The following is a 20,416-nucleotide window of genomic DNA, read 5'->3' on the forward strand; positions in this document are numbered from 1 at the left end:
AGTGGATTTTCCGTTCAATTCTGAACGAAAAATCCACTTTTTTAATTTATATATTGATTAGGCAAATAAAAATGCTGTTTTTCAGTGGCCTCGGCTTGCCGAGGAGGCTCAGGTCTCGCCCCATGGAAAGCGAGCATCCTGTAATGGAAATCAACATCACTCTACTTCTTTACGAAAATTTGATAAATAATTGACAAGGTTGTTTTTCAACAGCATGAAGCCACCCTATAAGGTGGCTTCTTTGTTTTTCAAATTCTAAGAATAGACCTACAAAAAAAGGCAAGCATTAAGCGAGCCTTCTTAAACGAGAATTTTTATTTAACCTAATTAGGACGGAGACGGAAATCTCGCAGCTTCAAAATGAGTACTAACATCGCCATCTACATTTGCTCCGATTACACCAGCAATGCTACTTTGAGCAAAAATCTCAACCTTATCCAAAGCATTAAGTTTCTGGATCGTCGAAACATTTACAGCATTTCCGAAGTTTATTGGACCAAAGAAGTCGTTATCGATCGCGATTGCGGGTTGTCCATTTACACGTATTTCGATCCGTGCTCTATATTTGACATTATTATCATTCGGGATAAAAGAAATCGTAGCAGAAATTAAATAGACCCCATTATTTTTTGGTCTAAACACTGAGGTAAATGGATGATACTCATTTGCTAAATCAAATTGTTTAAGTTGATAATTCACTTTTACAAAAGTGTTTTCAGGAACAGTTTGATTTGCATTATTAACAGCTCTAAAAGCCGATGCAATATTAATATTCTCTTTATTCTCTTCATTTGAATCATTTGGTTTTTTCATTTTTGGCGGCACACTTTTCACTTCACTCTCTCATAAACTCCTATCATTATATTGAGACCAGGCTTAAGTGATTGTATGCTTGTCCTTGTACAAGTACTATATATGGGAAGTTAACTCTTATTAATTTATTGGGCTCAGTTAAATTAATTTTTTGATCTTTTAATCAAAAAAAGAGCTTTACTCTTAAGAGTAAAGCACCTATTAATTGATGACAAACTTACCAACTAGTTTCTACAAGTTTTTGTTAAGGCGACTTTTCCATATATACGTTATCGTAATAAAGATATAGATGCAAAGAGTAATAATCGTTACGATTACCGGTGTCGTGAAAATAATTCCGATTAGAATCATCATTAAAGCGATGATCACAGCCCAAGTCGTATATGGGAACCATTTAACCAAATAGTCACTTGTTTTTCCAGATGACTGTTTACGTGATTTCAAATGGGCAAAAGCAATAATCAACCAGATGAATAATACGGTATATCCAAGCGATCCCATTAGGAAATCAAAAGTCTTGCTTCCTGCAAATAAGGAAATTAGTACACCGCCAAGTAAAGTGGAAGTACACATTAATATTGCGTTTACAGGAACTTTCCTCTTAGATAATCTTGAAAAGATTTTCGGAATGCGTCCGTCCACAGCTTGCGTATACAGAACGCGGGATGAACCATACAATCCAGAGTTCATCGATGAAATAATCGCTATTAAAACAACGGCGTTCATAATATGGTCAGCACCAGGAATCCCGATCATTTTAAAGACCATCACAAATGGACTTTCAGGTACCCCATTTACTTTATTCCAAGGAATTAAACTAACGATGATGAAAAATGGAATGATATAAAAAGAAATGATTCTGATCAATGTACTTCGAACTGCTTTTGGAACCACTTTTTCGGGATTTTTCGTTTCTGCTAATGTAACCCCGATAATTTCAGTGCCACCATATGAATAAATTACCACCAGCATAGCTGAGATTAAGCCTGTTGATCCATTTGGAAAGAAACCGCCATGGTCTGTTAAGTTATGGAAACCTACTGCTTTGTGATCACCAAAATTTACTAGTAACAACACTAATCCAGCTAAGATGAACACAATGATGACAGTAATTTTAATTAAAGCAAGCCAGTACTCCGTTTCAGCAAATACCTTTACTGATAGCAAGTTGATTGTTGTAACTACCACCGAAACAACTAATGCCAGTATCCATATTGGATAGTTAGGCAACCAATATTGAATGAAAATAGCAGCAACGATTGATTCGGCCGTTATGTTCAATACCCACATTTTCCAATAGATCCAATCAAGGAAATAAGCAGGATACTTTCCTAAGATAGATTGGACAAGATCCCTGAATGTTCTTGCCTCGCTATTGCGAACCGCCATTTCAGCTAAACCTTGTAAAACGAATAATAAGATGATGCCTCCTAGCAAGTAAGCAATTATGATTGATGGGCCTGCCATATCAATTGCAGAACTACTTCCCTTAAATAAACCTGCCCCAATGGCACCTCCTAATGCCATCATCGTAATATGTCTTGACGTCATTGTCCTTTGTAAATTCGGTTTTTCCGTTTTCATATCCTAACCTCCCAAAAAATCAAAAAAGGCATATCATCTCATTCTTCATAATCAAATGAAGAAAGAGACGATATGCCTTAGCTTACCGCGGTACCACTCTTATTGGCTCTTTTTTCGAACCCTACTTTAAAAACCTTGTAACGAAGGTTAATCGTTAAAACAAGAGAAAAGATTAAATCTAATCTTTCGCTTTACCACTCCCAGGCAAGTTCAAAGTATCATTGGACTGCGTTGCACCAACCCGCAGCTCTCTTAACCTAATAATTCACTTTTACTACTCCTGATCTTTGCGTTTTGATAAATATTTCTGAATATTTTTTATAATAACTAATACTATACGGACGTGAAGCAAACTTGTCAACAGTTTTTTTAGGATAATATTTTTTTAAAAACAAATTATAAACTTATTGGTTCAATAGCAAAATAGATGCTTAAAACCCTTTTACCTGAAGTATCATCTGTCAATTTTGTTAGCCCTTAAAAACCAATTAAATCACACTATATTTGTTTCAAATATTATTATTTATCAATTCATTTTTAGTGGTCACATATGAATAAAATTACCTAAACGAAATGGAGAGTGACAGAATGAATGAAATGATTGAAAGTTTGAAAAGTATACACGATGAAATAAGTCTTAAACTTAGCAATGCTTTCAACTTCTCAGAAACCAATGATAAACATAACCAAAGTTCACATCAAAATTATACTGAATTATCTAAAGCTGCAAAAGAACACTTAGAACAAAATAAAGAACATCAAATAGCTAAGACAATTTTAAAACATTTAGAAACATTACTTAGTGAGGTTGATAAAATAAAAAACGCTTAACTTTTAATCGTTACATAAAAATAATATTTTTAATTAAAATAGCACCCCAAACCTGTATAAAGGACAGGACCAATAAATAAAAAAATCTCTACGGAATCTTCCATAGAGATTTTTAAAATATTTATCTTTTCGCTCCTGTGAAGCGTCTATTTAAAAACTTAGCAAATAATCTAGCAAATAGATTAAATAAAAGGATCATTACGATTAAGACTGCCGCAGATTTTGTAGCGATGCTTTGCGCATCTGGAACTATACCTTCTGAATTTAATTTCCAGATATGAACTGTTAATGTTTCTGCTGGTCTAAAAATATTAAACGGATTCATCGGTGTATTTAATGGAGCAGCATTATTTAGAATAGGCGTTGTAAGTCCAGCAGTATAGATTAATGCCGCTGCTTCACCAAAAATTCTTCCAGCTGCTAAAATAATTCCTGTAATTAATTGTGGAATTGCAGTTGGGATACTAATTTTAGTAATTGTTTGCCACTTTGTAGCTCCTAATCCAAGACTACCTTCTTTACTAGTTTTAGGAACATTTAATAACGCTGTTTCACTTACCCTTGTTAGACCTGGAAGATTTAAAATTGAAATAGCAAGTGCTCCACCAATTAAAGTGTACCCCCATCCAGTCATCGTTACAAATACTAATAAACCAAATAAACCTACTACGATTGAAGGTAATGAAGCCAACGTTTCAATACATAATCTTAAGAAATTTAAAAAACGACCTGGTTTTGCATATTCAGCCATATAGATCCCAGCTCCTACTCCAATCGGAACTGAAATGATTAATGTTAACACTAAGATATAAAATGAATTAAAAAGTTGTGGTCCGATTCCACCACCTGCTTGAATATTACTAGGTTTTCCAAACAGGAAATTAAAGTCCCAGAATCCCCAACCTTTAAAAATAATTTCACTTAATAAAAATAATAATAATATTACAACTAAACCAGCTATTAAACAAAGTATTCCCGTCCATACCTTATCCATTTTTCTTGCTATCATGATTCATATCCTCCTTTTCTTCCAATTAATCGAATGACTAGTATAAAGAGGAAGGATATTAGAAGTAGGATCATAGCTAGAGTCCATAAAGTGTTATTCCAAGCTGTACCGTTTAATGTATTTGCCATATCCATTGTTAAAATTCCTGTTAATGTTGCCGTTGGATCGAAAATACCATTAGGGAACTTAACTGTATTTCCGATTACCATTTGTACTGCTAATGCTTCACCAAAAGCACGAGCAAGACCTAAAACGATCGCAGTTAAAATGTTTGTTTTTGCAGCGGGTACAATTGCCAACTTAATTGCTTGCCATCTAGTTGAACCTAGTCCGTATGATGCTTCTAAATATGTTCTAGGTACAGCTCGAACAGCATCAGATGCTATACTTGCAATTGTAGGTAAAATCATGATACTAAGCACAATAATCCCTGCAATTAAGCTAAACCCTACACCACCAACAGTATTTCTAATAAAAGGAACTAATATTGTTACGCCAAGAAATCCATAAACTACTGAAGGAATACCAACTAGAATTTCCAATACTGGAATTAATACTTTTTCACCAAACTTCGGTGAAATAAAATTCATGAATATTGCTAATGCAATTGCAATTGGTGCAGCTATAATTACAGCACCAACAGATACTAGAATTGATCCAACAATAAAGATTAAAGCACCATATGTTGGGTTTGAAGCATTATTTGGACTCCAATGTTTTGAAAACAAAATTTCACTTAACGATATATCATTTACTGTAAATGATTGGATTCCTTTACTAACAATAAATCCTATTATTGCTATTGTAATACCGATCATTAAGAAACCACATAAAGTTACAAGAGTTCTTCCAAGGTATTCAATTAGAAATAAGTTTCTTTTTTTGAAATTCATGATAAACCCCTATCATCCATTAATAAATTAGATTGAGAGTTGGCATATAACCAACTCCCATTTTTCTATTATTCTAAACCTGTCATTTTTGAAGCTGGGATATAACCCATCTCTACTAACTTGTTAGCAAACTCATCGCCACTAATGAATTCAATATATTCTTTTACTGGAGATTTTGCATCACCTTTTGTAATCATATACTCATATGAATAGAATGGGTATGCACCAGAAGTAATGTTATCAGTTGAAGATTCTTTTCCATCAATTTTCACAGTTTTTAAAGCATCTTTTTTATCGCCGATTAAATATGAGTTAGCAAGGTATGAGATTGCACCTGGAGTAGAGTTTACAGCTTGTTCAACTGCACCGTTTGAGTCTTGAACTGTTCCTACGCCATCATTAATCTTAACGTCTTTCATAATTTTCTTTTCAAATGCTGCACGAGTACCAGATGATGCTGGACGATTAATTACATTAATTTTCTCATTTTTACCGCCAACTTCTTTCCAGTTCGTCACTTTACCTGCGAAAATATCTTCAATTTGTTGAAGTGTAAGTGAATCTACACCAACATCTTTATTTGTTACCATTGAATAACCAACACCAGCAACTTTAGCTTCTACTAATGAACTTGCTAACGTTTTATCTTCTAATTTTTCAGCAGCAGGTACATCTGAGTTACCAATTTGAATTGCTCCAGTTGATACTTGATTTACACCAGTACCACTACCGCCACCTTGAACTGTAATTGAAACTTGTGGGAACTTTGCCATAAATTCAGTTGCCGCTTCGTCAGCTAGTGGTTGTAATGCTGTTGATCCTGCAGCACCAATTGTTCCTGTTAATTCTACTTTTTTATCATCTGAAGTCTTACCAGTTGTTTTTTCATCTTTATTAGAACATCCTGCTAACATACCTGTAATAGCCATTGCTGCAAATGTTAATTTTAATCCACGTTTCATTTTAATCCCCCTAAAATGTTTGTTTTTATTTTTAATTTTGTATTTTATTTTTGTTTGTTATCTCTTACAATCTCTACTTTAAAGTTTTTAGGTTAAGCAAGTTTTAATCAATCGTAAAGAAATTGTAAATCTTTTTAAGAGGTAGTATGTTTAATTGATTTATGGGCATTTAAAGTAGCGATAAAATACTAATTACTTATTAAAAATCTGCTAAATATAAAAAAGAAAACTACTTAAAAGTAGCTCAACTTTTAAATAGTTTCAGGTGCTGATCTATTTCAAATAGGGAATACTAAAAACACATAGTGGATTCTAAAGGAAATAAAAAAAGCTGACTCAGAAAAGTCATAGACCTTTCGAGTCAGCTCTAAATTGAATTATTATTGTAAACCTGACATTTGTGAAGCTGGGATATAACCCATCTCTACTAACTTGTTAGCAAATTCATCGCCACTAATGAATTCAATATATTCTTTTATAGGAGATTTCGCATCACCTTTTGTAATCATATACTCATATGAATAGAATGGGTATGCACCAGAAGTAATATTATCAGTTGAAGATTCTTTTCCATCAATTTTCACAGTTTTTAAAGCATCTTTTTTATCGCCGATTAAATATGAGTTAGCAAGATATGAAATTGCACCAGGAGTAGAGTTTACAGCTTGTTCAACTGCACCGTTTGAGTCTTGAACTGTTCCTACGCCATCATTAATCTTAACGTCTTTCATAATTTTCTTTTCAAACGCTGCACGTGTACCAGATGATGCTGGACGGTTAATTACATTAATCTTCTCATCTTTACCGCCAACTTCTTTCCAGTTCGTCACTTTACCAGCGAAAATATCTTCAATTTGTTGAAGTGTAAGTGAATCTACACCAACATCTTTATTTGTTACCATTGAGTAACCAACACCAGCAACTTTAGCTTCTACTAATGAACTTGCTAAAGTTTTATCTTCTAATTTTTCAGCAGCTGGTACATCTGAGTTACCAATTTGAATTGCCCCAGTAGATACCTGGTTTACACCAGTACCACTACCTCCACCTTGAACTGTAATTGAAACTTGTGGAAACTTTGCCATGAATTCTGTTGCCGCTTCGTCAGCTAGTGGTTGTAATGCTGTTGATCCTGCAGCACCAATTGTTCCTGTTAATTCTACTTTTTTATCATCTGTACTAGTTTTGCCAGTTGTTTTTTCATCTTTATTAGAACATCCCGCTAACATACCTGTAATAGCCATTGCTGCAAATGTTAATTTTAATCCACGTTTCATTATTTTAATCCCCCTAAAATGTCTGTTTTTATTTTTGTTTTGTTTTTTTGTTTGTTTCTTCCTTACATTCTCTACTTTAAAGTTTTTAGGTTAAGCAAGTTTTAATCAATCGTAAAGAAGTTGTAAATCTTTTTAGGTTTAGTATTTTTAATTGATTTATGGAAATTGAAAATAACGATAAAATACGAATAGTTTATTAAAACATCCTAAATATAAATAAGAAAACTATTTAAAAGTAGCTTAACTTTTTAAGTAGTTCTAGGATTCTGATCTATATCTATTAGGAAATATTGAAAAAACACAAACATATAGTGAACTTTATTGATAAAGTTGTTAAAATGCTTTCAAATCATTCATCCCCAAAGAAACAAAAAAACTGACTCAAAAAGTCTTAGACCTTTGGAGTCAGTTTAAATTGAATTATTATTTTAAACCTGACATTTGTGAAGCTGGGATATAACCCATCTCTACTAACTTGTTAGCAAACTCATCGCCACTAATGAATTCAATATATTCTTTTACTGGAGATTTTGCATCACCTTTTGTAATCATATACTCATATGAATAGAATGGGTATGCACCAGAAGTAATGTTATCAGTTGAAGATTCTTTTCCATCAATTTTCACAGTTTTTAAAGCATCTTTTTTATCGCCGATTAAATATGAGTTAGCAAGATATGAAATTGCACCAGGAGTAGAGTTTACAGCTTGTTCAACTGCACCGTTTGAGTCTTGAACTGTTCCTACACCATCATTGATCTTAACGTCTTTCATGATTTTCTTTTCAAACGCTGCACGAGTACCTGATGATGCTGGACGGTTAATTACATTAATTTTCTCATCTTTACCGCCAACTTCTTTCCAGTTTGCTACTTTACCAGCGAAAATATCTTCAATTTGTTGAAGAGTAAGTGAATCTACACCAACGTCTTTATTTGTTACCATTGAGTAACCAACACCAGCAACTTTAGCTTCTACTAATGAACTTGCTAAAGATTTATCTTCTAATTTTTCAGCAGCAGGTACATCTGAGTTACCAATTTGAATTGCTCCAGTTGATACTTGATTTACACCAGTACCACTACCGCCACCTTGAACTGTAATTGAAACTTGTGGGAACTTCGCCATAAATTCAGTTGCCGCTTCGTCAGCTAGTGGTTGTAATGCTGTTGATCCTGCAGCACCAATTGTTCCTGTTAATTCTACTTTTTTATCATCTGAAGTCTTACCAGTTGTTTTTTCATCTTTATTAGAACATCCTGCTAACATACCTGTAATAGCCATTGCTGCAAATGTTAATTTTAATACACGTTTCATTATTGATTGTCCTCCTAAGGAAAATTATTATTTTCTACATTTTTAACTATAAAAAAGAATAATTAATCTAGTTTTAAACGATTGTAAATAATTCGTAAAGTTGTTTTAGGAGAACATATTTTAGTTAATCTTACTGACATTTCTTTAATCATAAAAAGAAAACACCCTATCTCCATAAAGGAAATAGAGTGTATTAAAGTAGTTTCTTCTTAATAAACTTAGATTATTTTGTCCAAACCATTGCTCCGCCTGTAATTTCACTTGAACTATACCCTTGAGCATTCACGGTAACATTCCCAGGTGATTCTGAATAAATTTTCGTATTTTCTCCAATAACACCATTACCTGCTAGAGTAAAGCTTGCATTTCCACTAGCCTTCTTATCAACATTTACACCATACCAGCTGTTTCCGCTTGTATTTAAATTGTTAGCTGTAACATTGGAACTATTTACAATTAATCCAGCTGCTGAATTGTTTGTCGAAGTAATATTATTTAAAGTTACATTTGTTGAGCTTACTACGTTTATACCGCTTCCATAATCAGTTCCTGAACCAGATCCTGTCATTGTGATATTTGTTGCACCAGTTACTTTTAAATTTTCTAGAGTTACTGCTTTATCACCACTATTTACTGTAATTAATGATGCATAACCTTTTGTTCCTGTTGAATTTGTCCATGGTGTTGTACCTTTTGTAATAATCGTAGAATCTCCAGCACCAATGATTGTAATTGATTTCTCTAATCTAAGCTGGCTATTCAATTTGTAAGTTCCAGCTGGTACTTTGATTGTATCTCCATCTTGTGCTGCATTTACTGCATTTTCAAGATTTGAATATAGTCTATTCGAATTAGTTATTGAAATGAAATTCTCAGGCACTTTATTATTCCATACTGTTGATGTTTTTCCTTCAATAGTATAAGCCGTATAACCTTTTGCATCTACTGTTACATTTGTAGATTTATCTGACACGATTGGAGTAGTTTCACTAATCACACCGTTTCCTGTTAAAGTAAAGCTTGCGTCTCCACTTGCGCTCTTATCAACATTTACACCATACCAGCTGTTTCCGCTTGTATTTAAATTGTTAGCTGTAACATTTGAACTATTTACAATTAAACCAGCAGCTGCATTGTTTGTAGTAGTAATATTATTTAAAGTTACATTTGTTGTGCTTACTACGTTAATACCACTTCCATAATCTGTTCCTGAACCAGATCCTGTCATTGTGATATTCGCTGCACCTGTCACTTTTAAATTTTCTAGAGTTACAGCTTTATCTCCACTATTTACTGTAATTAATGATGCATAGCCTTTTGTTCCTGTTGAGTTTGTCCATGGTGCAGTACCTTTTGTAATGACTGTTGAATCTCCTGCACCAATAATCGTAATTGATTTTTCTATTCTAAGTTGGCTATTCAACTTGTAATTTCCAGCTGGTACTTTAATTGTATCTCCATCTTGTGCTGCATTTACTGCTGTTACAAGGTTAGAATAATAACTTGTGCTATTTGCATTTGTTAGTTTAATGAAATTTTCTAAAGCTTTATTGTTCCATACAGTTGCTGTTGTTCCCTCTATAGCATAAGGAGTGTATCCATCTGCTTCTATTCTTACATTTGAAGTTTTATCTGACATTATTTGAGTAGCTTCACTAATCACGCCTTTACCAGTTAAAGTAAAGCTTGCGTCTCCACTTGCACTCTGATCGACATTTACGCCATACCAACTATTTCCACTTGTATTAAAATTGTTAGCTGTAACATTTGAACTGTTTACGATTAAACCAGCTGCTGCATTGCTTGTTGACTTAACATTATTTAAAGTTACATCCGAAGAACTAACTACATTTATACCGCTTCCATAATCAGTTCCTGAACCAGATCCTGTCATTGTGATATTCGCTGCACCTGTTACTGTAATGTTTTGAAGTTTAACTGCTTTATCTCCACTATTTACTGTAATTAATGATGCATAACCTTTTGTTCCTGTAGTGTTTGTCCAAGGTGTAGAACCTTTTTTAATAACTGTTGAATCCCCTGCACCAATTAAAGTAAGTGACTTTTCAATTCTAATTTGTTTATTTAGTTCGTACGTTCCTTTAGGAATATAAATTGTATCTCCATCTTGAGCAACATCTACTGCTGATTGGATATCCGTGAAATTACTTGTGCTATTTTGGCCTGATAACATAATGCTATTAGGAATACCACTTGGATTGCTATTTTCAACCTTATAAATATTTTGATCTTTATCTGTGATTTGAATCACTGCTTTTGATGGCGTTGATAAGTCGTAAGCTGAACTTGTCCACCAATCGTCCTTTTCCACTTTATCACTTTGGATAAACTCCGTACTGATCATACCACCGTCGACTTTTAATTGGTCAATTTGAGTACCAGAGGCAGTTTTAGTTGCAATTGTATTTCCCTTTTCATCAATCAAGGTAATTTTAATTTCTTTTAATAAGCTAGATGGTAATTCATTTTCGTCTAGTTTAAATCCTACCTTATAAGCAAAATATCCAGCGTTATAGTTAGTTGAAAATTTGAAGTCCTGTACATGTATATAGTCCTCTGAATTTGCGATCATGACTGGTCCAGCAACTACAACTTTTACGCTTGCCTTCTTCGTTGTATCAGCTACAGTACCATAAACAGTATAAGTGCCTGCCTTGCTAAAGTTAGTTTGATTCCATTGAACAGCTTTAGAAACCTTTGTACCATTTACTAGTGTTACGACTACTGTTTTTGGAAGGGGTACATTTTCTTTGCCGTTAACTTTAATGTCGCTAATATTGCTTATACTTGAAACCTGTAATCCAGCAATTTTCTTTGTAATGTCCGACTTAATGCTAGTCAGCTTTGAAATAAAAGCTGATTTAACATTTGCATATTTTAAATTATTTATTACTTTCAAAGCATTATTATAATGAGCAGTCACTTCAGTGCTTGTTGTTTTTACTGTAACATTACCCTTAAATGCTTCAAGTTTTTTAATTGCATCATTTGCACCTTTTTCTGCTTTATCTTCTAATGCTTCATAAGAAACTACTTTATTGTGTTGACTCGTAATTTGTTTAGTAAATAAGCTTTTCTTTGTTTTATATTTACTCGTTAATTTTGCTACTTCTTTTCTAGCTGTAGATTCTAATGATGCGATTCTTTTTTCATCAGAGGTTTGCTTAGGTAGGCCAGCTTTTACAAAGTTATCTGTTGCCTTTAGTGCTCTTACATAAGTTGAATAAGATGAATCTGCGTACGCAGGGGTCACTGAAGTTGCAATGAAAGCAGCGATCACAGTTGTTGATAAAACCTTTCGAACTGATTTTAATTGATTTTTCACTTTGATGTTCCTCCCAAGATGTTTTATCAATCTTATAAGTTTATTTGCATGCTATTAGTATTCAAATTGTATACAATATGGGCTAGTTAGGTCTCATATCGAGAATATTATTTATAATTTCAATAAAAAAACTATATTCATTTGTTACTTGAAAATATAGTTAATTTCTATATTTAATTTTTGAATAAACGTTATCTCCTCTTTTCATTGATTTTTCTTACATGTTCACTATATCATTAGAAAATCAAAAATAAGTCCTAAACTATGAATAATTAGTGAACGTTTTCACAAAAAAACATAGTAAGTGCATAAAGTAAAAGTAAACAAAAAAAGAAAAAGGTCACTGTTTTTCCTTTTTCCTTTTTGCTACGTCTCATTTCTAGTTTTGGAATATTAAATTTTACGATGGCTATATTTCACCATTGTTTTTTTGGATAAACCTTAGTTTTTTACTTTTTTGAAGCATAGTTTTAACACACTATTAAGTAAAACATTCGCCCCTTTAGCACAATCCTCATATGAAGTTAACTCATCTTCACGATGACTATATCCATTTACACTTGGTACAAAAATCATAGCAGTTGGAATATAAGAAGCAATGAATTGAGCATCATGCCCCGCACCGCTATACATACGATTTTCTTTATACCCAAGCTCTTTGCAAGCATATTCCACAGCATTTACGACTTCTTTATCAAAGTCAACTGTGTCTCGATCCCAAAGACGTGTTGATTTGATTGGACAGCCACTTATATTTCCTGGCAGTTCTTCCACCATTCGTGTAACTTCTGCAATAACACTCGAATCCTTATGTCTCGCCTCTAAAGTAAAGGTTACTTCTGAAGGAATGACCGTATGAATATTTGGATATGCATTTATACGACCGATTGTGTAAACAAGATCTAAATCTAGTCTTTGTAATTGCTTTTGTAAATCTACTACCACATTAGCAGCAGTGAACATCGGATCTTTGCGCATACTGATTGGCGTCGTCCCTGCATGGTTGGATTCTCCAAGTACAGAGATTTGATAGCATACCATTCCTAGTACACCTTCTACTACCCCGATTTCTAAGTTATTTCGTTCCAGTACAGGTCCTTGTTCAATATGTAGTTCGATATACGCGCTAGCATCTTTTAAGCGATTTGCTTCAGAACCCTCGAAACCACTTTCATTTAGTGATTTTTCAAATGTAATTCCATTTTTATCTGTAGAAGCAATCATCTTCTTTTTATCAAATTTACCTGATAGCACTCCTGAAGACATCAGAGATGGCTCAAATCTTGCGCCTTCTTCATTTGTAAAATTGACAACTGTAATTGGGTAATCTAACTCAATCTTTTCATCTATAATTGTATAAACAGTCTCTAAAGCTGTGAGTACACCTAGTACGCCATCAAAACGTCCTCCCTTAATAACTGAGTCCAAATGGGAACCAATTACAATTGGAGGCAAGTTTTGTTTCCCCGGTAAAGTGGCATACATATTCCCCATATCATCATGCTTTACTGTCATTCCCACTTCTTCACATAACGCTTGAAATTTCTTCCTTGCAGCAATATCTTCAGCAGATAATGCTAGTCTAGTTACTCCATTGTTTTCCGTTTTACCATATTCACTAAACAACTCAATTAATCTTTGAAGCCGATTAGCATTCGTCTTGATCATATGAAGGCCTCCTTTAATTATTGGGCAATATCTTCAATAACAATTGCGGATAATTCATTTAGTGAACTAGAATATTCGAGAAAATATTTACTTATTTAAATAAAGTTGTTTCATTAAATAATACGATGGTAACTTCTTTTATAATACTAGGAATTGCACCTTACTTATTCATTCAAAACAAAGACAGAAAGATTATTTATATGAGCACTATCTATGACTAACATTAAGTGTTCACAATTCAGAAAATTTGTATTATTTTGCTATTTTCCATTGATTTGTGTTAATAAAAAGTTATAATTATTTTGAAAACAACTTGTGCAAACGTTTGCAATAAGTAAGAATTACCTACATACATATTTTTATTGCATCTTTTGTATAAACGTTTTCCTAACTTAGAAAGAGAAAGGGGTTTTTTCATGAGGAGAAAACAGAGATCAATTTTATCGCTTGTTACTGTATTAGGATTAGTTCTACAGATGTTTCCGGGATTTTTTACAAATGTAAAAGCAGCAGAAACGACAGCTAGACAAGTTGTACTTGTAGGAAGCTTTCAAAAATTGTTAGGAAATTCAGGTGATTGGGACCCATCCTCGCACCAAACTCAAATGGTGTATAAAGGTAATGGTCTCTATACATTTACTGGTACTTTACCGGCTGGTGAATATGAATACAAAATCGCCATTGGTGGAAACTGGTCGGAAAATTACGGTGAAGGCGGAAACCCTGGCGGCAACAACATTAAACTAATACTATCCGAACAAAAGGATGTCACTTTCTACTATAATGATAACACTCATTCAATTACTGATAGCACTCATTACACTCCTATAGCAGAGGAAAAACAACCACGTCTTGTTGGAACGATCCAGCCTGCTATTAATGCAGGGCCAGCTTGGAGCCCAGCAGACTCAACAGCTTTTTTAAAAGATGAGAATTTCAAAAATATCTATTCCTTTACGACAAAAGTGCCAAGTGGTACTTATGAATACAAAATTGTACTAGGAAAAGATTGGAACGAGTCCTACCCTTCTTCCAATCTGAAGTTAACTGTACTCTCTGAATCTACTATTACATTTTTCTTTAATAGCCAAACAAAAGAAGTGTATACAGATTATAAACCAACAGGCTCTGATGGCTTAATTGATCAGAATGCCCTCTATCACGATTCATGGGACCAAGTATACAAAGAGCCATTTGGTGCCGTTCCAGAAAAGACACCTGTCACCTTCCGAATTTCAGCTAAGAAAGGAGATTTAACAAGCGCGAGCCTTTATGTAAAGAACTATAATTCTGGTACAACAAAGGTCTTGGCTATGAAAAATGTAGGTTGGTCAAATACAAATGACAAAGGTGACCTTGAATACTGGGAAGCTACGTTTACACCAACGGACAAAGGGGTCCATGGGTATAAATTCATTGTCAGAGATCAAGATACAACGGCAGAATATGGAGAAGATACACAAGAAGGTCATACTGGAAAAGCAGTAGATAAAAATGCAAGCCTTTTCCAACTGACAGTATATGACCCTAATTATCAAACGCCAGATTGGATGAAAGAAGCTGTAGTTTATCAAATCTTCCCCGATCGCTTTTTTAACGGAAATAAGGCCAATGACAATGTGAAGGATAAAATTGGTGCTCGTGGTAATCAGCCAATTGAACATCCCGCTTCTTGGACAAGCTTACCTGATAATCCTTATGAACAAGGAACTGGATCATATACTGGAGACGGAGAGTTTAGTAATGATTTTTATGGTGGAGACATCGCCGGAATCAAATCTAAGCTTGATTACCTTCAATCACTTGGTGTCAACACACTCTATTTAAATCCGATTGCGCTTGCCCCATCTAACCATAAATATGATGCAACAGATTACAAATTAGTTGACCCGATGTTTGGCTCAGAAAAAGAATTTAAGGATTTCACAAAAGAATTAGCAAAACGTAATATGCACTTAATTTTGGATGGCGTTTTTAATCACGTCTCAGACGATTCAATCTATTTTGACCGTTATAACAAATATAATACAGTAGGTGCATATGAATATTGGTCTCGCATTTATGATTTAATGAATAATGAAAAATTGTCCGAGGCTACTGCAAAAGAGAAAGCGAAAAAACAATTTATCTCCGAAGGCCAATCTTTTAGCACGTACGGTTTTGAAAACTGGTTCCATATTGAAAATGTTAAAGTGCCAAATGAAAAAGTAAACGGTGTTTCAACTGGAGAACATTATAAGTATGAAGGTTGGTGGGGCTATGACAGTCTCCCTGTATTCGAATCAAAAGAAGGTTCAAAGGTTGATCACCCTAGCGAACTTAATAATACTGCATTTGCTAACTATGTAATGTATGACAAAGATTCCGTAAGCAAATCATGGATTGATCGTGGTTCTTCCGGTTGGCGTTTAGATGTAGCGAATGAAGTAGACAGCTCATTTTGGCAGGAATTTCGAAAAGAAATTAAATCCAAGACGATGGCAGGTGCAGGTCAAACTCTTCAAAAAGATGAAAAACCACTTATTTTAGGAGAAATTTGGGATGATGCTTCCAAATACTTTTTAGGAGATCAATATGACTCCGTAATGAATTATCGTTTCCGAGGTGCCGTACTAGATTATTTAAAGAATGGTAATGCAGAAAATGCACAAAACTCCCTACTTGCTGTTCAAGAGGATTATCCAAAGGAAGCTTTTTATGCTCTCATGAATCTAATGGGATCTCATGATACTGCACGAGCTATATTCCTACTAGGCAACGGGACAGATACTTATAACAGAGCTGAACAAGATCCAAACTATAATTACAATGAAGGTGTGAAACGATTAAAGCTAGCCTCTATCCTTCAAATGGGTTATCCTGGTGCACCGACCATTTATTATGGAGATGAAGCAGGTCAAACAGGTTCAAAAGATCCAGATGATCGCCGTACGTATCCATGGGGAAATGAAAACCAAGATTTGATTAAGCATTATCAAAATATTGGTCAAATTCGTAGTAAAAATTCCGATTTATTTAGTCACGGAGATCTTCACCATATTTATGCTAAAGACGATGTATTAGCTTACGTTCGTACTAAAGGCACAAAATCAGCTCTTATCATCATCAATAGAGGGAAAACTGCACAAACTGTTGATGTTGACACCAAAAAGCTGATTGCAAACGGAATTCGTCTAGAAGACCAATTAGATAAAAAATACGCTGCTACAGTGAAGGATGGCAAGTTAACATTGACCATACCTGCTGAATCAGGAAGAATGTTACTATCTAGTAATGACGTGATAAATCCACAGTCAGTTAAAAATGTAATCGGTACTGTAGGCTCTAAACAAATCACTTTAAGTTGGACAGGAACTGGCACAAAATTCAATGTCTATCAATCAACTGTTGCTGGCGGATTATGGACAAAAGTAAAAGAAACTACGGACAATACTGTAACCATTTCAGATTTAAATAATGGTCGCAACTACTATTTTTCTGTAACTGCTGTAGATTCAAATGGGAACGAATCTGAACCTGCAGTCTCTGTTGGTCTCGTGCCTCATTTCGATGTTAGCAAAGCTAGCGTGTCCAACATGACAGCCTTAGACAACCAGGAGCTGAATTTAGCGCTTAATTCTAATGTTAAAGCAACTTTTTACTTGCCGGGTGCAACAGAAACAGGTCCAGCTGAAGGAATTACGGCCGAGCTTCAAGTAAGAATGAAAGGCCAGACTGCTTGGGAATCATACAAAGCTCTATATAATGGTCAATCTCAGGAAAATCAAGCTAATGAGTTCCAAGGTAGCTTCACACCATTAGAGGCCGGCATATATGAATATCGAATGGCCTTTACACCTGATTTAGGAAATACATGGGTATACTCTGAAACAAAAGAAGTGAATTATACACGTAGTACTTTAGATACTACTCCCCCAGCTAGTAAGGTCACTATAGAGACACCAATTCAAGAATCTGGTCAGGTTAACTTGAACTGGAAACTTACGCAGCCAGATCAGCCATATAAATCTGTCATTTATCGTGACGGTCATATACTAACTTCAGTGACTGGGGACACTACTACCTTCCGTGATTATCAGGTCACAAACGGTACAACATATAATTACCAAATCCGCGTCTTTGATCAAGCAGGGAACTATGTGGATTCAAATACTGTAACTGTCACACCAGATATTGTCATGGTACAAGTCACCTTTAAGGTACATGCACCAGATGATACTCCATTGTCAGCACAAATGAATATACCTAACAGCTTAAATGGTTGGAATACAGGTGCATGGTCAATGAGCCGAAATGGTGCAGTTACACCAGATTGGGAATATACAGTTGAGCTTGAAGAAGGAACTGAAATTACTTATAAATATACGCGAGACAACACATGGGATCATGAAGGATTAGCAGACCATACACCATCTGATCCATCAGATGATGATATCAGCTACTATGGTTACGGTGCGACTGGAACTGATATGAAAATAGTTGTCTCAAATCAAGGTGGCAACAAAATGACTGTCCAAGATACGATTTTACGCTGGATTGATAAGCCACTTGTAGTGAGTCAGATTGAAGTGAATGGTTCGACTTTAACTGTCAAAGGCAATTCTATTAAAGGAGCTAACCTCACGATCAACGGAGAAAAAGTAACTGTCGATAATGAGATGAATTTCAGCCAATCTTTTAAACTAAACGAAGGTCAAACACAAGTACCAGTACACATTGAACCAACTGATACAAGCAAAACGACGATTTTTAAAGGCGATGGTGGTTCTATTAATAAAAACACTAAAAATTATGTGATAGATGTTGTTAATAAGACGATTAGTGAGTCTAAATAATTAGAAACGGAAAAGGTCTGCCGAGTTTGGCAGACCTTTTTTTATTTAATTATTGTTTCCGTAATATAATGAGATATGAGCAAACTTTAATTTTAATAATAGTTTTTCCATTCAAAAATCTTTTCTAATTAAGGATTATTGCCAAGATACTTAGAATGTTTTGATAATAAATTTTTATTATGACTTTTTATAAAAAACCTACCATAAATGCTGTTAGTGGCGCCAGTGCACCTTGTGTATTAGCTATAACGACAATCAATGAAAATACAGACAGCACAACTGTAATGTTTCCCATAATAAAATATCCTTTATCCTTTAATGACCAAGTTAAATTATTATTTTTGGCTTTCTTTATTAAGGAATTCCATAAATTCAAACTTAATGTCACAGATATTACCAATACTATTCCATATTTAATAATATTTCTACTGTGCATCATAATTCTACCATCAATTTCTTTTTGGATTATCGCTGGAACCTCTCTCTCACCTTTTTGAATCCATTCATTAAATGTAAGATGTAATTCATCCGTATATATTTCTTCACTTGATACTGACGGTTCATATGCTAGTGATAGACCTTTTAAAGGATTCATCGTATTTGTAGCATTTGCTACAACGAGTAATGTCATAAATAAAGCTAAAATAAAGCTCAAACTTCCGAAATAAACATAAACTTTTTTTTCAAACTTAAAACGTTTATTAGTGTCTTTCTTTAATTGATACAAAAAAAATCCGCCTAATAATAAAAATAATACTAGCAATCCCCCACAAACAATAACCATTATAGCATGATACTTTGCATAACTATCAATGATCATTTTCATAGCTGGGTTTGGATCCGAACCAGAATTAATAATTTCACTTAAAGCATGCTTTAATGCATTCATTATCATAATCACTCCTTTTATTGCATATTTCTATTTTTGATATAATCATAAAGCATGCTTATTTACTGTTTCAAATCCAATTATTTGGTAATACCTTATTTTTTTAATGTTTATTATACAATACTTATAGAAAACATCATTTCTTTCAAGTTCTCGTACTTTTACTTTATATCCCTTTATACATTTTTATTTATTATGTTTTAGAAAACAGAAAGTCACTTATACTTACTATTAGTTTTGTCAAATTGTTAAACTGTATCAGCAAAACTCCTCCCTAAATAAGTGTCTTTCCATGTACCTACTTTTACTCTGTAACACCTTTGGCAGTATGGACTTTGTCTTTTTGTTACAGACTCTTCCAATGTTACCTAGCCTTCTATGAAATTGTTAAACAATTAATCTAGCAAAAAAAATTGACTCAGATAACTGAGCCAATTTTTTCATTTTAGTTTCTTTTAAAAAATACGTTTGTGAAGCCCACCTTAGTTGAACTCATTAAATATACTTTCCTATTCAATTAATCCTAAAAAGTTTTTTCCGAGTATGTATTCCTTTTCGTTATCAGGAATTAGAAGGGATTCTACCCATCTTTTCTTGTCCGAATAGTCATATTGATTAAATGTCTTCATTCCATATGGTCCGTCGCAACCAAAAAGAACTTTACGGTAACCTAAAGCCTCTACCGCTTGTTTTACAATTGACGGATTGAGATAGTCACTTGATGTATCAACATATACATTTGGTTGTTCCTTAACGTATTTCCATAGTTTTTTCCAAAATGGTAGACCAGCGTGAGCATAAATTAATTTAAGTTTAGGAAAATTTTCAGGTAGATATTTATAGCAGTCAATCTCAGAAGAAAGATGAATAATCATCGGTACACCTTTTAATTCACATAAAGCAGCAACTGGTTCCAGAGCTTTAATACTATAACCATGCATGAAAGGATGAGCCTTTACCCCAAGACCTTTACTCACATTAATCTATTCTAA

Annotated in this window: 13 protein-coding genes and 1 other annotated feature; of the genes, 2 read left to right on the plus strand and 11 right to left on the minus strand. The window is 34.0% G+C overall.

Going from position 1 to position 20,416, the window contains the following annotated elements; all coding sequences use genetic code 11:
• Positions 1-327 precede the first annotated feature (327 nt).
• On the minus strand, positions 328-813 hold the full coding sequence (locus ACFVRR_RS22790) for an ABC transporter permease (RefSeq protein ID WP_387332971.1): 486 nt from the start codon (positions 811-813) through the stop codon (positions 328-330).
• Positions 814-1,044: 231 nt separating this feature from the next.
• On the minus strand, positions 1,045-2,397 hold the full coding sequence (locus tag ACFVRR_RS22795) for an amino acid permease (RefSeq protein WP_387332920.1): 1,353 nt from the start codon (positions 2,395-2,397) through the stop codon (positions 1,045-1,047).
• Positions 2,398-2,457: 60 nt separating this feature from the next.
• Positions 2,458-2,694, minus strand: a binding site (T-box leader).
• A gap of 291 nt (positions 2,695-2,985) precedes the next feature.
• Between ACFVRR_RS22795 and ACFVRR_RS22800 the strand changes: the two genes are divergently transcribed.
• Positions 2,986-3,228 carry a hypothetical protein gene (locus ACFVRR_RS22800; RefSeq protein WP_387332922.1) on the plus strand — a complete coding sequence of 81 codons (243 nt, stop codon included), beginning with the start codon at positions 2,986-2,988 and terminating at the stop codon, positions 3,226-3,228.
• A gap of 121 nt (positions 3,229-3,349) precedes the next feature.
• On the opposite strand, the gene pstA is transcribed toward ACFVRR_RS22800, so the two are convergent.
• The 7 genes from pstA to ACFVRR_RS22835 all read right to left on the minus strand — a co-directional run bounded on the left by pstA (position 3,350) and on the right by ACFVRR_RS22835 (position 13,700).
• Positions 3,350-4,237 (minus strand): phosphate ABC transporter permease PstA, encoded by an 888-nt coding sequence (gene pstA, locus ACFVRR_RS22805; protein ID WP_069035361.1) that lies wholly within the window; start codon positions 4,235-4,237, stop codon positions 3,350-3,352.
• On the minus strand, positions 4,234-5,130 hold the full coding sequence (gene pstC / locus ACFVRR_RS22810; protein WP_387332925.1) for a phosphate ABC transporter permease subunit PstC: 897 nt from the start codon (positions 5,128-5,130) through the stop codon (positions 4,234-4,236). Before pstC ends, pstA begins: the two co-directional genes overlap by 4 nt.
• A gap of 68 nt (positions 5,131-5,198) precedes the next feature.
• Entirely contained in the window at positions 5,199-6,098 is a 900-nt protein-coding gene (locus ACFVRR_RS22815) for a phosphate ABC transporter substrate-binding protein PstS family protein (protein WP_387332973.1), read from the minus strand.
• A 374-nt stretch (positions 6,099-6,472) separates the two neighbouring features.
• Positions 6,473-7,369 carry a phosphate ABC transporter substrate-binding protein PstS family protein gene (locus ACFVRR_RS22820; RefSeq protein WP_387332927.1) on the minus strand — a complete coding sequence of 299 codons (897 nt, stop codon included), beginning with the start codon at positions 7,367-7,369 and terminating at the stop codon, positions 6,473-6,475.
• 423 nt (positions 7,370-7,792) lie between these two features.
• Entirely contained in the window at positions 7,793-8,686 is an 894-nt protein-coding gene (locus ACFVRR_RS22825) for a phosphate ABC transporter substrate-binding protein PstS family protein (RefSeq protein WP_387332929.1), read from the minus strand.
• Between the two features lie 223 nt (positions 8,687-8,909).
• Complete coding sequence (locus ACFVRR_RS22830; RefSeq protein ID WP_387332931.1) at positions 8,910-12,032, minus strand: glycosyl hydrolase family 28-related protein; 3,123 nt, start codon at positions 12,030-12,032, stop codon at positions 8,910-8,912.
• A gap of 441 nt (positions 12,033-12,473) precedes the next feature.
• Positions 12,474-13,700 (minus strand): Zn-dependent hydrolase, encoded by a 1,227-nt coding sequence (locus ACFVRR_RS22835; protein WP_387332933.1) that lies wholly within the window; start codon positions 13,698-13,700, stop codon positions 12,474-12,476.
• A gap of 416 nt (positions 13,701-14,116) precedes the next feature.
• Between ACFVRR_RS22835 and ACFVRR_RS22840 the strand changes: the two genes are divergently transcribed.
• On the plus strand, positions 14,117-18,535 hold the full coding sequence (locus tag ACFVRR_RS22840) for a pullulanase X25 domain-containing protein (RefSeq protein WP_387332935.1): 4,419 nt from the start codon (positions 14,117-14,119) through the stop codon (positions 18,533-18,535).
• 187 nt (positions 18,536-18,722) lie between these two features.
• Here ACFVRR_RS22840 and ACFVRR_RS22845 read toward each other — a convergent pair whose 3' ends face one another.
• Together ACFVRR_RS22845 and ACFVRR_RS22850 are read right to left on the minus strand one after the other, a co-directional pair.
• Positions 18,723-19,424 carry a hypothetical protein gene (locus tag ACFVRR_RS22845; RefSeq protein WP_387332937.1) on the minus strand — a complete coding sequence of 234 codons (702 nt, stop codon included), beginning with the start codon at positions 19,422-19,424 and terminating at the stop codon, positions 18,723-18,725.
• Positions 19,425-19,933: 509 nt separating this feature from the next.
• Positions 19,934-20,401 carry an amidohydrolase family protein gene (locus tag ACFVRR_RS22850; RefSeq protein ID WP_387332939.1) on the minus strand — a complete coding sequence of 156 codons (468 nt, stop codon included), beginning with the start codon at positions 20,399-20,401 and terminating at the stop codon, positions 19,934-19,936.
• Between the last annotated feature and the right edge of the window lie 15 nt (positions 20,402-20,416).

Origin of the sequence: Gottfriedia sp. NPDC057948 (assembly GCF_042887255.1) — a bacterium.
Taxonomy (GTDB): Bacteria; Bacillota; Bacilli; order Bacillales; family Bacillaceae_G; genus Gottfriedia.

What these genes read in the sequence shown, in the direction of transcription:
- pstC (WP_387332925.1), bottom strand. Translation starts at nt 5,130, where the DNA reads ATGAATTTCAAAAAAAGAAACTTATTTCTAATTGAATACCTTGGAAGA.
- pstA (WP_069035361.1), bottom strand. Translation starts at nt 4,237, where the DNA reads ATGATAGCAAGAAAAATGGATAAGGTATGGACGGGAATACTTTGTTTA.
- ACFVRR_RS22795 (WP_387332920.1), bottom strand. Translation starts at nt 2,397, where the DNA reads ATGAAAACGGAAAAACCGAATTTACAAAGGACAATGACGTCAAGACAT.
- ACFVRR_RS22820 (WP_387332927.1), bottom strand. Translation starts at nt 7,369, where the DNA reads ATGAAACGTGGATTAAAATTAACATTTGCAGCAATGGCTATTACAGGT.
- ACFVRR_RS22845 (WP_387332937.1), bottom strand. Translation starts at nt 19,424, where the DNA reads ATGAATGCATTAAAGCATGCTTTAAGTGAAATTATTAATTCTGGTTCG.
- ACFVRR_RS22825 (WP_387332929.1), bottom strand. Translation starts at nt 8,686, where the DNA reads ATGAAACGTGTATTAAAATTAACATTTGCAGCAATGGCTATTACAGGT.
- ACFVRR_RS22835 (WP_387332933.1), bottom strand. Translation starts at nt 13,700, where the DNA reads ATGATCAAGACGAATGCTAATCGGCTTCAAAGATTAATTGAGTTGTTT.
- ACFVRR_RS22800 (WP_387332922.1), top strand. Translation starts at nt 2,986, where the DNA reads ATGAATGAAATGATTGAAAGTTTGAAAAGTATACACGATGAAATAAGT.
- ACFVRR_RS22840 (WP_387332935.1), top strand. Translation starts at nt 14,117, where the DNA reads ATGAGGAGAAAACAGAGATCAATTTTATCGCTTGTTACTGTATTAGGA.
- ACFVRR_RS22790 (WP_387332971.1), bottom strand. Translation starts at nt 813, where the DNA reads ATGAAAAAACCAAATGATTCAAATGAAGAGAATAAAGAGAATATTAAT.